Origin of the sequence: Arthrobacter sp. AZCC_0090 (assembly GCF_014207375.1) — a bacterium.
Lineage (GTDB): Bacteria > Actinomycetota > Actinomycetes > Actinomycetales > Micrococcaceae > Arthrobacter.
Genome location: NZ_JACHEE010000008.1, coordinates 186,489 through 200,774, shown reverse-complemented (window position 1 = coordinate 200,774; position 14,286 = coordinate 186,489). Strand labels below are relative to the sequence as shown.

The following is a 14,286-nucleotide window of genomic DNA, read 5'->3' as shown; positions in this document are numbered from 1 at the left end:
AGGCACTTGACGGGGATCACGCGTTGTGGTGGGCGGTCTCACCTCGATTTGGGCCGTGCGGCTAGGGTGCCGCCGGTAAAATTGGAGTGGCCCCCAAGGGCGCGAGCCGCCCATCACAACAACCCGTAGGGGATCCCTTTTGCTTACTCTGCAGCCGCGCCAGCGCGTCGGACACGACATTCTGCTTGCCCGCCACGGCAACCACATCAGCTCCATGCGTTTCGACCGTGCGAACGATCGTATCGTGGCACTTCTTGACGATGGATCCGTGGACAGCGCCCCAAACATGATTTCCCCGCTACTGCAGATGCCGGAGACGTTCCGCAGCATCATGCGTTCCGACTGGAAGTTGTTACTCGTGGTTGGTTCCGCCATGTTGGCCCTTGGCGCCCTGGCTATGGTGCTGTCGTTTGGAATGGTCGGCGGCATGAACGACCAGCAATTGCGCGATCTTGCGCTCAGCTACACGGCTTACTAGCGTTCGGTCTGCGTCCAAGTCCGGCTTCCCGAGCGCTGCTGGCCGATCGTTGAACCGTTAGATCAGCCAGCCCCGAAGGACCCACCAGAGGCCTGCGATGACCACTCCGCCGAACAACGATCCGGCGATGACTTGGCCACGGGTATGGTCCCGCAGCACTACCCGGGACCAGCCGACGGCGGCCACCAGAAGCAATAGCGGCAGCCATACCGGTCCGAACATGAGTACCGCAATGACTGCGGCTGCGGAGATTGCCGAGGCGTGACCACTGATCTTCCACACAAGGCTGACCGCGGCCAACACCGAGATCCCACCAATCAGGGCAAGGATCACCACTGAGACGCTCGTCGGGGCGTGGATGAGGTTGAGTGCCAGCAATCCGAGGACCACCGACACGAGCGCAAGCATCAGCAAGGGAGCACGCTCCTTGCGGTCGCTGACGTGGTGGTCTCTCAGTTTGCCGAGCCTCACCAGGACCAACACGTAGGCCAGCGGCAGGACGCATACAAAGAGCGCACCAAGGGCCCCGAACCATATGGTCCCCGGGAAACCCGGTTCCACCGCAGGGCTGATGAGCAGCAAGATGGACACCACCGCGGGCGGCTGGAAGACCTCCGTAAGGATCCGAGCAATGCGGTGCTCAGTCAAGCAGCAGTGCCGGTTCTTCGAGGATCGATGCGACGTCGGCCATGAAGCGGGCGGAGAGGTCCCCGTCCACCACGCGGTGGTCGAAGGAGCCGCCCAGCGTCGTAATCCAGCGAGGGATGACTTCGCCATCGAGCACCCAAGGCTTTTGCTTGATGGTGCCGAACGCGACGATCGCCACCTCGCCCGGGTTGATGATGGGCGTTCCGGTGTCAATGCCCAGGGCGCCGACGTTGGTAATGGTCAGCGAGCCACCCTGCATCTGCGAAGGCTGGGTCTTGCCTGCGCGTGCGGTACTGGCTAGCTCGTTGAGCGCGAGGGCCAGTTCCTTGAGGGAAAGGTCTTGGGCATCCTTGATGTTCGGCACCATGAGCCCGCGCGGCGTGGCAGCCGCAATACCCAGGTTCATGTAGTGCTTGACGTGGATCTCGGCGTTGCCGTTGCCGTCGGCGTTCTCCACCCAGGTTGCGTTGACGCTCGGGTTGCGGGCGGCGGCCCAGATGACGGCCTTGGAGAGGATCAGCAGCGGCGACACCTTGATGCCCTCAAAGTCCCTGGAAGCCTTGAGTCGCTTGACGAATTCCATCGTGCGGCTGGCATCGACGTCCACGAAGATGCTCACGTGCGGCGCCGTGAAGGCTGATTCCACCATGGCCTTCGCCGTGGCCTTGCGGACGCCCTTGACGGGAATCCGTTCCACGCGCTGATCCTGCGGCTTCTTGGACGCACCCCAGAACGTGTCGGCCTGGTCCACCTCGGCGTCGCGCTGGGCCTGGTAGCTGACCAGATCATCGCGCGTCACTTCGCCGCGAGCTCCTGTGGGAACGACGTCGGCCAGGTCAATGCCCAGATCCCGGGCGATCTTGCGCACTGGAGGCTTGGCCAGGACACGGTTGACCAGGCCGCTGACGGTGGCACCAAGTCCCGTGAGGCCCGGCGCCTGGGTCGCGCCCCCTTGGCTTCCGGCATCCTGGCTTGCCGCTGGCGGCTGCTGCTCAGCAACGATCCGCAGCGGCAAGGCCGGGGCTGCGGGTTCGACGACGGCGGGGGCCGGGGTGGGCAGTGCGGTCGGGGCGGGCGTTGCTGTGCTGGCACCTTCCGGGCGCTTGCGCGGGCGGCGCTTGACGGCGTCGGCTTTGGGACCCGAGCCCACAAGCGGACCGCCAGCCGGACCGGCGTCGGAGGTTCCAGGGTCTCCGGGCAGCTTGCCGTACATCGAGGCCTCGAAGACTTGTTCGCCTGCCGGCTCAGCGGAGGGTGCCGGTTCAGCGGAGGGTGCCGGCTCAGCGGAGGGTGCCGGTTCGGCCGCAGGCGAGGCCGACGCAGGCTCGGGTTCTGCCGGCGCATTGTCCGAGATGCCGATAATCGCGGTTCCTACTTCAATCGTGATCCCCTCAGGGACGAACAATTCCGCCACCGTACCTGCGTACGGGGAGGGCAATTCCACCAGGGACTTGGCGGTCTCGATCTCGCAGATGACGTCGTTGATGGCCACGGTGTCGCCGGGCTTGACCTTCCAGGAGACAATTTCTGCCTCGGTCAGGCCTTCGCCGACATCCGGCAAGTTGAATTTCTTAACAGTCACTTAGGTCCTCGATTTCGGCTGGCCCATCCGCGTGGCGGAGGGTGCAATCAGGGGCGGCTAGTAGGCCAGGGAACGGTCCAGGGCTTCGAGGATCTTGTCGATGTCCGGCAAGTAGTCCTCTTCCACCTTGGCCACGGGATACGGCATGTGGAAACCGCCCACCCGGATGACCGGGGCCTCAAGGTGCAGGAAGGCACGCTCACTGATCCGCGCTGCGATCTCGCCGCCGATGCCGCCGAACGTCGGTGCCTCGTGTGCAACGATCAAGCGGCCGGTCCTCTTGACGGAAGCGGTGACGGTATCAAAGTCGATGGGGGAAATCGAGCGGAGATCGATCACTTCGACGCTGTGTCCGTCCTCTTCCGCCGCTGCTGCCGCTGCCAGCGCGACCGGAACCAGCGGACCGTACGCAACGATGGTAGCGTCGGAACCTTCGCGCAGGACGTGCGCCTGGAACGGGTCCGACGCCGGTCCGGGGCTTTCGGTGTCCACCTCCCCTTTGAGCCAGTAGCGGCGCTTGGGTTCGAAGAAGATCACCGGGTCCGTGCAATCGACGGCTTGCTGGATCATCCAGTATGCGTCGTGTGCGTTGGACGGAGTGATGATGCGCAGGCCGGCCGTGTGGGCGAACAGGGCTTCCGGCGATTCTGAGTGATGTTCGATCGAGCCAATGCCGCCGCCGTAGGGGATGCGGATGACCACGGGAACGGTCAGTTTGCCGCCGCTGCGCGAGTGCATTTTGGCAAGCTGCGTGGTGATCTGGTTGAAGCCGGGGAAAACGAAACCATCGAACTGGATTTCGCAGATGGGGCGGTAGCCGCGCAGGGCAAGACCTATCGCGGTTCCCACGATGCCGGACTCTGCCAGGGGTGTGTCCACCACCCGGTCTGCACCGAAATCCCTGATAAGCCCGTCCGTCACGCGATAAACGCCGCCCAATGGGCCGATGTCTTCGCCCATGAGCAGGGATTTCGGGTTGTTAGTGAGCGAGGCACGCAGGCCTTCGTTGATGGCCTTGGCAATGGTCATGGTGGTCATCAGTTACTTGCGCCCCTCTTCGTCGTCGCCTACGAATCCGGCGGAGTATTCCTCAAACCAGGCAAGTTCCTCGGCCACCAGCGGGTGCGGCTCGGCGTAGACTCCGGCGAACGACTCGCGGATGTTAGGGCCCTGCAGGCTTTGGGTGGTACTACGGACGTGGGCCGCGAGCTTGTCTCCGTCAGTCTTGACTTGCTCAAAGAAAGCTTCGTCGGCCAGACCCTCGTTGCGAAGGTACTTCTCCAGCCGGTCCAGCGGATCCTTGCCGCGCCAAGCGGTTTCCTCGGCAGATTCCCGGTACTTGGTGGGGTCGTCCGCAGTTGTGTGCGCGCCCACGCGATATGTATATGCCTCAATGAGCACAGGACCGCGGCCTTCGCGTGCATGCTCAAGTGCCCATTCGGTGACTGCGTGGACTGCAATGACGTCATTACCGTCCACTCTGATGCCCGGGAAGCCGTATCCCTTGGCCCGGTTGAAAAGGGGCACCTTGGTCTGGACCTCCGTGGGGACTGAGATCGCCCAGTGGTTGTTCTGGCAGAAGAACACCACCGGAGCGTTGTAGGACGCCGCGAAGACCATGGATTCGTGGACATCGCCTTCGGAGCTCGCGCCGTCGCCGAAGTAGGCCACAACAGCAGCCTTCGGCTCGTTGGAGCCGTTGGCTTCCGCGAACTTCTGATCCCGCTGGATTCCCATGGCGTAACCAACCGAATGCAGCGTCTGGGCCGCCAGCACCAAAGTATAGAGATGGAAGTTGTTCTCGGTGGGATCCCAGCCCCCATTCGAAATTCCGCGGAACAGCTTCAGGAGCTCAGCCAGATCCACATCACGGGTCAATGCAACGCCATGCTCACGGTACGTGGGGAAGATGTAGTCTTGCCGCTGAGTAGCCCGTCCGGAGCCGATCTGGGCGGCTTCCTGGCCGGTCAGGGGGACCCAAAGGGCCAGCTCGCCTTGCCGCTGGAGGGCGGTGGCTTCCTGATCGAAGCGGCGGACCTTGGCCATGTCGGCGTAAAAACCTCGCAGCTGCTCAGGTTCAAGGCGCTTGGCATAGTCCGAGAAGACAGGATCGGTTCCTAGCTTGCCGTCCGGCCCCAGCAGCTGGATCATCTCGGCTCCGGGGTCGCTGGAGGCGCCTCCCGCAGGAGACTGCAGGTCCAGTCCCGTTCCGTTGATCCCGGGGGTGGGCAGTTGAGTTGCGCCCATTCCGTCTCCTTGCCTGCTTCAGCCCGACGCTGAGCAATATTCGCTGATATATGCCAATTCTGGAATGCATTCCGAAATCGGCATATCTTGGCTTTCGTCCCTTACTTTATCCGCAGTAAGGGACGCGGGTGCATTTGTTAACCGCTAGGAAGCCTGCGGCGCTTTTGTATAGGACGCACAGAGTTCCAGGAATCGGGTATTGGCCTCAACCTCTCCGATGCTGACCCGGACACCTTCGTTACCGAAGGCCCGCACGGACAACGCCCGCTCGCCGGCTAGTGCGGCGAATTCGGCGCTGTTCTCTCCCAGGTTCAGCCAGACGAAGTTGCCCTGTGCCTGAGGGACGAGCCATCCCAACTCCCGGAGTCCTGCTGTAACCCGGTCCCGCTCATCAACCAGGCTTTGTACCCTTGCAACAACCTGGTCGAAGTTCTCCAAGGAGGTAATAGCCGCGCGCTCGGCTATCTGCGACACCGCAAACGGCGTGGCTGCGACCCGCAGGTGCTGGGTGAGATCCGGTCCGGAAACGCTGTACCCAACGCGCAGCCCAGCAAGGCCGTGAGCCTTGGAGAACGTGCGGAGGACAACCACATTCGGGTACTTGCGGTACAGCTTGATGCCGTCCACAGCGTCCTGGTCCCGAACGAACTCCTGGTAGGCCTCATCGATAACGACAACCACGCCGGCCGGCACGGACTGGATGAACCGCTCCGTTTCCTCTGCAGTGAGGACGGGCCCGGTGGGGTTGTTGGGTGTGCAAAGCAAAATCACCTTGGTGCGAACGGTGACAGCGGCTGCCATGGCCTCGAGGTCGTGGCGTCCGTCCGAAAGCAATGGGATCTGGACGCCCTCAGCACCTGATAGGCCTACGCAGATGGGATAGGCCTCGAAGGAGCGCCAAGCATAGATGACCTCATCGGCTTTGCCGTCGTGGTTCTGTCCCGCAAACGTGGAAAGAATCTGGTTCAGCGCACCGAGGCTTCCGGCTCCCGTGACGACGTCGTCAGCGGGGATTCCCAGAAATTCAGCGAGCGCCGTGCGCAGCTTGGTAGAAAGAGGGTCCGGGTACCGGTTGATGTCCGATTGATCGGCAATAGCCTGGAGTACGGCGGGAATCGGGGGCAACGGGTTTTCGTTGGAAGACAATTTGTAGCTGGTCAGGCCTTCTATGACTGCGGGAGCCTTGCCTGCCGCATATTTGGGGAGCCTGTCCACCACCGGGCGGGGACGCACGCCCTCCGGTGCGTTGTCAGAAGAATTCATGGCACCAGCCTACTTGCAGGCATTCGAGACATGAGGGTGGGCCTCCCGGTCTGCGGGTGTGAAAGCATGGGCGCATGGGTTCATTCATTGTGCGTGTCCTGATCAACGGGCTGGCCCTCTGGGTTGCCAGCTGGATTCTGCCCGGGATGGATATTTCCAGCTCGGCAACAACCAACGCGGTCACGAATGCGGGGGTCACACAAGGCAGCGACACCCTGGGCGTGGTTCTTGCCTATCTCTTCATAGGGCTCATTTTTGGCATCGTCAATGCCTTTGTCCGGCCTTTGGTCAAGCTGCTCTCCCTTCCGATCACGATCCTCACCCTCGGCCTATTCACGATTGTCATCAACGCGGCCATGCTGTCCCTGACAGCCTGGCTAAGCAGCTACACACCGGTACACCTCACTATCGATAGCTTCTTCTGGACCGCAGTTCTCGCTGCCATCATCATCAGCCTGATCTCCATGGTGGCCAGCTGGATTCCGGGCGCTAACAGGCGCGAACAGGCGCGAACAGGCGCTAACAGGCGCACGGAAAGCTCGGAGCCGCCCGTTCGGCAGCCCTTCTAGCGCCCTCCCGATCCGGAGCGGATATCTGACGGGGCGTGTGGCCGCACACTAGGAGCTGGCGGGGGCACACGCGGAACCGGAACCGGCGGAGGCTGGGGAGCTCCGCGGCTCAATTTGAACCTGCTCACCTTGGCCATTCCGCCGACGCCCAGTATCCCGCCCAAAGCGGCTGTGGATGCCGCCAGTGAAGGATCGGAACTGAGCTGCACCAGCTTCGCCCCTTCCTCGTACCGTGAAAGCTTGTGTGCCGGCCCTATTCCCGGGTCTTCGCCCGGTGCCAGGCCAATCGGGTTGGTCATGGTCACCGTGACCCTGTCCTTGGTATCAGCATTGGCTTTGCCGTCGGCACCCGGCACCCAGTCCTGTTCGTGCTCCAAGTGCAGGCTGCCGATGCCCGCTTGCGGCGTGATTCCCCCGACAGGTGATCCTGCCGTCACAACAAACTTGAGGTTGTACTCGGCAAGGAACGCCTTGTCCTGACTCAGGTTCATGGCATGGATCCCTCCCTGGCTGTGGCCAACTGCCACCACCGTTTCGCCCGCAGCTGCACCTGCCTCAAGCAACGCCTGACGGATGGCCTTGCTGGTTTCTGTCGAGTCGTAGCCCAGTGCTTCGGCAATGCCGGCCTCATCCAGTGGATTGCTGCCGCCGGGCGGATTGCCCGGCTGGGTACCCGGAATCAATACGACCCATGTCCGTTCACCGTCTTTGTCTAGCTGCACTACTTCAATTTCGCCCTCTGAACTGGCTGAGACGCTGTCTAGTTCCCGAAGCATTCCTGCCGCGGACAGGTCCACGCTCTTGGTGACGGTCTCGCCTCGGCCGACGTCGATGGAACGTGGCCTGAGGAAGGCCAATGCGGGGGTCGCGGCGATGGCTCTCAAGACGGCGCCGACGTCGGTGGGGCCGATCATGGCCCCTGCAAGGTTGGCCGCTACCGGCGGCAACCCCATCATCAGTTCCAGCATCCGGGTCAAATCCCGGACGACTCCTTCCGTTGCTCCCCGCCAGCCAAGGTCCAGAGGGCTGGGCCCGGTCCCGAGGAGTGGCATTCCCATGCCCATTCGCAGGCGGATCGCCGCATGTGATTCAGCAAACTCATATTCACGGTGGCTGGCCCTGACATCGTTGCCAATCCGCTGAAGCTGTTCGCGAACCCGCCCTATGTCCCGGCCACTCTCACCGACGGCAATGATGGCGTTGCTTCCACTCGTGTAGGACGAGGCCTGGTGTGGGAAGAGCGCCACCCGTACTGCTTCAGCCTCCACTTCAATAGCCTGCAGTTGGCGCACGAGGCCATCCAACGCGGCTGCGCCAGCAAGCAGCTCTTCGAATTGGAAATTGATCCCACCGACACCCCCGCGAATGCGGAGAGGGCCATCCGGCTCGGGAGCTTTGGGGCGGGGCGACCCACCCCCGCCGACGGGAGCGACCTCGACCATCAGAAGCCTGCCCGGCCGTTCGATACCACATTCTGGGAATGCCGGAGAGTCACTGCGGCTGCCTCGCGCAAGGCATCACGACCCCTTCGAAGCGACGCGGCCTGCAAAGCGACCGTGGTCCTGTAGGCGCGGCCCGCCGGCGACTCCCAGCGGTCCATTTGCAGCTGCGCCAGTTTGCCAAGCACGGAGTCGGCCTGGTCTGCACAGGCCGACATCCGCCATCCGAGCCGCTGGACCTCCGCTGCACGTGAAACACATTGCTGGGATTCCACATCCGGTCCTCCGGCCACCATCTGAACGATGCTCATGAATTTGTCCTCCCCTAGGTCCAATATTGACGTTCTGGCACCGACACTACGGCCCGTTCCGTGAGTGCGGAACCGGCCGATGGGGGCTATGTGGACAACTGTCGAAAACACGGCTCTGGAGGATCGGGCGTGGGCTTATGCACATAGAGAAGTGCCGCTTAATGGCACAGCGCGAGTTCATGAAAGAATTGCCCCATGCCTGAAACCGTCGCCGCCGCTGTTACCCGTACGCCCTCTGGACGCTTGGCCCTTGCCGCGTCGCCGGAGCCGATCGCCCTTGGCCCGCTGGACGGCCGGTACCAGTCCGCCGTGGCTCCGCTGGTCGACTACCTTTCCGAGGCCGCCCTCAACCGCGACCGTGTGGCCGTCGAGGTCGAGTGGCTCATCCACTTGACCAGTAACAACGTGCTCCCTGGCGCTGGCCCCCTGACCGCCGAACAGCAGGAGAAGCTGCGCTCGATCGTCACCGAGTTCGACGCCGCTTCGGTCACTGAACTGGCCGAAATCGAAGCTGTCACGGTCCACGACGTCAAGGCTGTTGAGTACTACATCGGCCGTCGCCTGCCCGCAATCGGTATCGAGAACCTGACCGCGATGGTGCACTTCGGCTGCACCTCGGAAGACATCAACAACCTCTCCTACGCCTTGGGTGTCAAGGGAGCCGTGGAAGATGTGTGGCTTCCGGCTGCCAGCGCTTTGGTGAAGCAGATCGAAGCGATGGCGGAGGAAAACCGTGCGGTGCCCATGCTTTCCCGCACCCACGGCCAGCCCGCCACGCCCACCACGCTGGGCAAGGAACTGGCAGTCATCGCGCATCGCCTGAACCGTCAGCTGGACCGCGTTTCCAAGACGCAATACCTGGGCAAGATCAACGGCGCTACCGGTACGTATGCGGCGCACGTCGCTTCCGTACCGGGAGCCGACTGGCAGGCCGTAGCCCAGTCCTTCGTTGAGGGCTTGGGGCTGACCTGGAACCCGCTGACCACGCAGATCGAAAGCCACGATTGGCAGGCTGAACTCTACGCTGACGTTGCGCGCTTCAACCGCATCCTGCACAACGTCTGCACGGACATCTGGAGCTACATCTCCATCGGTTACTTCCGCCAGATCCCCGTCGCAGGCGCTACCGGGTCCTCCACCATGCCGCACAAGGTCAACCCGATCCGCTTCGAAAACGCCGAGGCCAACCTCGAGATCTCCAACGGGCTGTTGGACACTTTGGGCGCCACGCTGGTTACCTCCCGTTGGCAGCGAGACCTCACGGATTCTTCCTCGCAGCGCAACATTGGCGTCGCGTTCGGGCACTCGCTTCTTGCCATCTCGAACGTCGCCAAGGGACTGAAGGCCCTGGACGTTGCTGAGGAGGTCCTGGCGGCCGACCTCGACACCAACTGGGAAGTCCTGGGCGAAGCCATCCAGATGGTCATGCGGGCCGAGGCCATCGCCGGCGTCGAGGGCATGGAGAACCCATACGAGCGTCTCAAGGATCTCACCCGCGGCCAGCGCGTCGACGCCGCCCGCATGCAGGAGTTCGTCTCCGGCTTGGGGCTGTCCCCCGAGGCCGAGGCGCGACTGCTGGCCCTGACTCCGGGCAAGTACACCGGGATTGCCAACCAGCTTGTGGACCACCTGAAGTAGAAGCGCCGCACTACGGACGGACGAACGGCGTGTCGGCCCGGTCCTTGGCTGCCGTGCCTGATTGGCTGAAAGTCACGGGTCGAAACGCCGCGTGGACCCGGCATTTCCGAATCGAGTGTAAGGAACTGTGTCAGCATGAGGCTCTTGCTTATCCGCCACGGGCAAACCCCGGGAAACGTCTTGGGGCAATTGGACACAGCTTTTCCCGGCCCGGGGCTGACTGAACTCGGCGAACGTCAAGCCGCGGCGCTCCCCAAGTCCCTCGCGGACGAAGACATCACGGCGATCTACGCGTCCACACTGGTCCGCACCCAACTGACCGCCGCCCCGCTCGCCGAAGGCCTGGGGCTGGAGGCCACTGTCTTGGACGGTCTGCAGGAGATCGAGGCCGGTGCTTTGGAGAAGCTCACCGACCACGAATCACACCACAGGTACATGAGCACCGTTTTCGCCTGGACGGATGGCGAACTGGACGTCCGCATGCCAGGATCGGGTGACGGTCATGAGTTCTTCGCCCGCTACGACGCAGCTATCGCCAAGGTGGCAGCGGCCGGCGACGAGACGGCCGTCGTGGTCAGCCATGGTGCCGCTATCCGATGCTGGGCCGGTCGCCGTGCGGCCGATGTCGGCCGGGAGTTCGCCGCCACCCACCAGCTGCAGAACACCGGAATCGTGGTGCTCGAAGGCGATCCGGAAGGCGGCTGGCGCCTGCTTCACTGGGACCAAAGCCCCGTGGGCGGACTTGCCTTGGCAGACAGAACGGCCGAAGATCCCACCGGAGACGCCGTCGAATGATTGCGCACGAATAACACCTGTCTGAAGATCAGCCCAACACCCCGGAACTTCTCCCAACACTCGGTATTTCTCCGGACGCTTACGCGGAGGAAACACCGCGGTAACCCCCGTTTCCTAGGCTTGATTTGCATAACCCCCTCCGGCGAAAGAGGTTCCGATGCAGACCAACCCTCGGCTCAACATCAGACAGGTCACCTGGGCCAACCCGGTGGGCGCAGACCTCCGCGCCGCTCAGCAAGCGGAACTGGACGCGCGTTTCGGCAACTCAGACCACGAGCCCGGACCCGCCCCATCGGAAGCTGATACCGCCGTTTTCGTGGTGGCCTACGAAAAGTGCTCAGGCCAGCCCCTGGGTTGCGGCGGTCTGCGGATCTTGGACGCCGAGACCGCAGAAATCAAACGCCTATACGTTGTCCCTTACGCGAGGGGCTCAGGAGTGGCCAGCTCCATCCTTGCCGCGCTGGAAGCTCAAGCACACTCCCACGGCTTCAGCGTGATCACGGCAGAAGCGGGATCGGCCCAATCCGACGGTCGCAGCTTCTACGAAAGCGCCGGCTTCGCCGCTGTGCCCAACTTCGGCCCGTACATCGGCGTCAGCCACTCGCAGTGCTACGCCAAGCCGATCGATTCGCACAGCGCATCGCACACCGCGATGGCCTAAGGACAGCCTCCCTGCCGGCCGGCCAGCGCCTCGCCGAACCAACCCGGCCAGCGCCTCGCCGAACCAACCCGGCCAGCGCCTCGCCGAACCAACCCGGCCAGCGCCTCGCCGAACCAACCCGGCCGGCTCTCCAGATCAATCCGGGCTGCTGGATCAATCCAGGGTGCGTCCGCCCTGCCCTAGATGTGCCCGATTCAGGGCTTCGATTTCTTCGTCGCTGAGGTCGTCGAAGCTCTTGGCCTCGTGCTTGTCGCTCCGGGAGAACCGGACGAACATCAGGATGATGAGGGGAAGATCCACGATCTCCGCGAGGAACCACATCAGGTCCCCGGCGAGTTGCTGGTCACGCAACGGTGAGGGGAACCAGCCTGGTTGATTGCCCAAAACTGATGTGGCGCCGTCGAGAATTCCCGGGCTGAGCCGCATCAGGACCCCTGGCACGGCGTCGGCGAGCAGTTCGATGAATACGAAGATGAATTCGACCACAATGAGCGATCCAGTGCGCCCTGCACCGTCTTCCATGATCGGAACCGTCATGAGGAGTCCCATGGCAGGCACCAGCAAAGTCAGGATGATGTCGGCGGCCGGGTTGGTCCGGAGCACGTAGAACAGCGGGGTCAAGAACACCGTGAACATGGCGAGTCCCAGAAGCGCCGCCACGAGCGTGTTGCTGAGCATGCGGACGAGCCGGTATCCCAGAATCGCTTCGACACGCGCCGCGCCCGCGGGGCCAAGGGTCTGCCTTGCGAGCGTTAGCGGCTTTCCCAGCCCAATCAACAGCGGGACCACAAACAGGTAAGACGTCACTTTGAGGGTGAAAGCCCACCGCAAATCGTGGCTATAGGCGCCCGGGAATCCAAAGCTCAGCGCAGCAAAACTACCCAGGCCAAGAGCAAAGAAGGCAAAAGAGTTCCACAAAGGCCAGCGGATGTCCCGGCGCTTGGCGGCAACCAGGCCCTTTGAATACAGGACGACGGCGGCAACAAGAATGACCAAGGCAGGCCAGCTCATTGACCAGGCGCCTAGCACAACGCCCAACGGTGGCATGGTCAGCGGTTCCAGCAGGAAGGCCGGGCGCTCAGCCCAGCACGGCTGTGGGTCTTGTCGATCTTCATGGTGTTCCTCCAGCGCGTTCCCGGCGTGCCGCATGGTGCGCGAATCGGCGTGTCGTGTTGTGCCCTGAACCGGGTGCACCGTATCCATGTTACGGAGTCCAGCAAAGCATGGCACGCCATAGAAGACGCGGGCGCCGGGCCTCGGCTAATCTCGCATTATGGAAAAGGCTGACATCACGTTCCGGACCCGCAAATGGGTACGTCCGGAGGACCTCAACGCCAACGGCACTCTGTTCGGTGGAAGCCTGCTGAAATGGATCGACGAGGAAGCGGCAATCTACGCGATCCTCCAGCTTGGAAACGGCCGCGCCGTCACCAAGTACATCTCCGAAATCAACTTCGTGAGCTCAGCCGTCCAAGGTGATCTGGTGGAGATGGGGCTGACGGCAGTCCGCTTCGGCCGGACGTCACTGACCATGCGTGCGGAGGTGCGCAACATGATCACTCGAGAAAGCATCTTGACCATCGAGGAAATCGTCTTCGTCAACCTCGGGCACGACGGCCGGCCGGAACCGCACGGCTACACGGAAATCACGTACGACCGCGACCGCATCCCCACGCACCACCTGACGCAAGCGCTCCACGAGGACTAAGCGCCCGACGTCGGGCCCTCCCAAACGCTCGCCAGGAACCGGGGCGAGCATCACCCTTCTCGTTGACACTCCCCGGAAACGGGTGCTGGCGGCCGCGAAATTCGCGGCCGCCAGCTTGTATTTCCGGTGACGGGAGTGAATGCCACCGGAACTTTGGGGCGCCCAGGACGGGCGCATCGCCTCAAGCGAGGCGTCGGTCAGCGCCGGTCGAAGGTGAGGCCTCCTGGGACCTGGAAGGTCGGCATGAGTTCCAGCATGCCCACGTTGACGTGGCGCGGGGTTTCGATGGCGTAGTCGAGGGCGTTGACGATATCGTCAGTGGTCAGCGACTCGTAGCCTTCGTAATAGGTCTTCCACGCTTCTTCCATGGCTTCAGGCGTGCCACCCATGTTCCGGCCGAAGATCTCGGTTTCCACCCGGCCGGGGCAGATCTCCGTCACGCGGATGCGCTTGCCGACCGTGTCATTCCTGAGCTGCCGGGAGATCTGGTGCACGGCCGCCTTGGTGGCGTGGTAGACCGTGTGGCCATAGAAGTTGTAAAGCCCGGCGATGGAGCTGATGTTGATGATGTGGCCGAGGTCGCGCTCCACCATGCCCGGCAGGACCAGCCGCGTGAGCTGAAGCAGGCCGCGAAGGTTCACGTCAATGAGCTCGTCGATGTCCTGCTCGGACGAGTCCAGGAGGTTGCCGGGACGGGAAACGCCGGCGCAATTAACCAGGACATCGACTTTCAGCTCGCTCACGACGGCGGTCAGCGCCGCTGTGTCGGTCAGGTCCACTACGTGCGGGATGGCACCCGTACGATCGGCCAGCTCGCTGAGGCGTTCCTCGTTGCGGGCCACGGCATGAACGGCGAGGCCTCTCTTGGCGAGGCGCTCGGTAATTGCGGCACCCATACCGGTTGACGCTCCGGTGACGAGGGCGGTGTTGTAGTCGGAAAATGACAT

14 protein-coding genes and 1 pseudogene are annotated in these 14,286 nt (G+C 62.9%); 6 read left to right on the top strand and 9 right to left on the bottom strand.

All coding sequences use genetic code 11. The features are described from left to right. Positions 1 to 139 precede the first annotated feature (139 nt). The gene (locus HNP00_RS14395; RefSeq protein ID WP_184740240.1) at positions 140 to 478 is read left to right on the top strand and encodes a hypothetical protein; all 339 of its coding nucleotides are present in this window, start codon (positions 140 to 142) and stop codon (positions 476 to 478) included. Positions 479 to 535: 57 nt separating this feature from the next. On the opposite strand, the gene HNP00_RS14390 is transcribed toward HNP00_RS14395, so the two are convergent. The 5 genes from HNP00_RS14390 to HNP00_RS14370 all read right to left on the bottom strand — a co-directional run bounded on the left by HNP00_RS14390 (position 536) and on the right by HNP00_RS14370 (position 6,218). Continuing rightward, positions 536 to 1,126, bottom strand: coding sequence for a phosphatase PAP2 family protein (locus tag HNP00_RS14390; RefSeq protein ID WP_184740239.1), 591 nt, complete (start codon positions 1,124 to 1,126; stop codon positions 536 to 538). Continuing rightward, on the bottom strand, positions 1,119 to 2,708 hold the full coding sequence (locus HNP00_RS14385) for a dihydrolipoamide acetyltransferase family protein (protein ID WP_184740238.1): 1,590 nt from the start codon (positions 2,706 to 2,708) through the stop codon (positions 1,119 to 1,121). The genes HNP00_RS14390 and HNP00_RS14385 overlap by 8 nt, the downstream gene beginning before the upstream one ends. A gap of 57 nt (positions 2,709 to 2,765) precedes the next feature. Next, a complete protein-coding gene (locus tag HNP00_RS14380; protein ID WP_184740237.1) occupies positions 2,766 to 3,746 on the bottom strand; it encodes an alpha-ketoacid dehydrogenase subunit beta in 981 nt (326 codons plus the stop codon). A gap of 3 nt (positions 3,747 to 3,749) precedes the next feature. Then, on the bottom strand, positions 3,750 to 4,955 hold the full coding sequence (gene pdhA / locus HNP00_RS14375) for a pyruvate dehydrogenase (acetyl-transferring) E1 component subunit alpha (protein WP_184740236.1): 1,206 nt from the start codon (positions 4,953 to 4,955) through the stop codon (positions 3,750 to 3,752). Positions 4,956 to 5,099: 144 nt separating this feature from the next. Further along, on the bottom strand, positions 5,100 to 6,218 hold the full coding sequence (locus tag HNP00_RS14370; protein ID WP_184740234.1) for a histidinol-phosphate transaminase: 1,119 nt from the start codon (positions 6,216 to 6,218) through the stop codon (positions 5,100 to 5,102). A gap of 74 nt (positions 6,219 to 6,292) precedes the next feature. Here HNP00_RS14370 and HNP00_RS14365 point away from each other — a divergent pair. Continuing rightward, positions 6,293 to 6,718, top strand: a pseudogene (locus HNP00_RS14365) (phage holin family protein); the annotation flags it as partial. 65 nt (positions 6,719 to 6,783) lie between these two features. On the opposite strand, the gene HNP00_RS14360 reads toward HNP00_RS14365, so the two are convergent. Both HNP00_RS14360 and HNP00_RS14355 read right to left on the bottom strand, forming a co-directional pair. Continuing rightward, the gene (locus HNP00_RS14360) at positions 6,784 to 8,229 is read right to left on the bottom strand and encodes a hypothetical protein (RefSeq protein ID WP_184740230.1); all 1,446 of its coding nucleotides are present in this window, start codon (positions 8,227 to 8,229) and stop codon (positions 6,784 to 6,786) included. Beyond that, complete coding sequence (locus HNP00_RS14355; protein WP_184740228.1) at positions 8,229 to 8,537, bottom strand: hypothetical protein; 309 nt, start codon at positions 8,535 to 8,537, stop codon at positions 8,229 to 8,231. The genes HNP00_RS14360 and HNP00_RS14355 overlap by 1 nt, the downstream gene beginning before the upstream one ends. A gap of 195 nt (positions 8,538 to 8,732) precedes the next feature. Between HNP00_RS14355 and purB the strand changes: the two genes are divergently transcribed. The 3 genes from purB (at position 8,733) to HNP00_RS14340 (ending at position 11,631) form a co-directional block, all read left to right on the top strand. Then, positions 8,733 to 10,175, top strand: coding sequence for an adenylosuccinate lyase (purB, locus tag HNP00_RS14350; protein ID WP_184740226.1), 1,443 nt, complete (start codon positions 8,733 to 8,735; stop codon positions 10,173 to 10,175). Positions 10,176 to 10,310: 135 nt separating this feature from the next. Beyond that, the gene (locus tag HNP00_RS14345) at positions 10,311 to 10,970 is read left to right on the top strand and encodes a histidine phosphatase family protein (protein ID WP_184740224.1); all 660 of its coding nucleotides are present in this window, start codon (positions 10,311 to 10,313) and stop codon (positions 10,968 to 10,970) included. A gap of 157 nt (positions 10,971 to 11,127) precedes the next feature. Beyond that, a complete protein-coding gene (locus HNP00_RS14340) occupies positions 11,128 to 11,631 on the top strand; it encodes a GNAT family N-acetyltransferase (protein WP_184740222.1) in 504 nt (167 codons plus the stop codon). A gap of 153 nt (positions 11,632 to 11,784) precedes the next feature. On the opposite strand, the gene HNP00_RS14335 is transcribed toward HNP00_RS14340, so the two are convergent. After that, complete coding sequence (locus tag HNP00_RS14335; RefSeq protein WP_260404981.1) at positions 11,785 to 12,834, bottom strand: cytochrome c oxidase assembly protein; 1,050 nt, start codon at positions 12,832 to 12,834, stop codon at positions 11,785 to 11,787. A gap of 70 nt (positions 12,835 to 12,904) precedes the next feature. Between HNP00_RS14335 and HNP00_RS14330 the strand changes: the two genes are divergently transcribed. Next, entirely contained in the window at positions 12,905 to 13,339 is a 435-nt protein-coding gene (locus tag HNP00_RS14330) for an acyl-CoA thioesterase (protein ID WP_184740220.1), read from the top strand. 197 nt (positions 13,340 to 13,536) lie between these two features. Here the strand turns inward: HNP00_RS14330 and HNP00_RS14325 are convergent, their stop codons facing one another. After that, a complete protein-coding gene (locus HNP00_RS14325; protein ID WP_184740218.1) occupies positions 13,537 to 14,286 on the bottom strand; it encodes an SDR family oxidoreductase in 750 nt (249 codons plus the stop codon).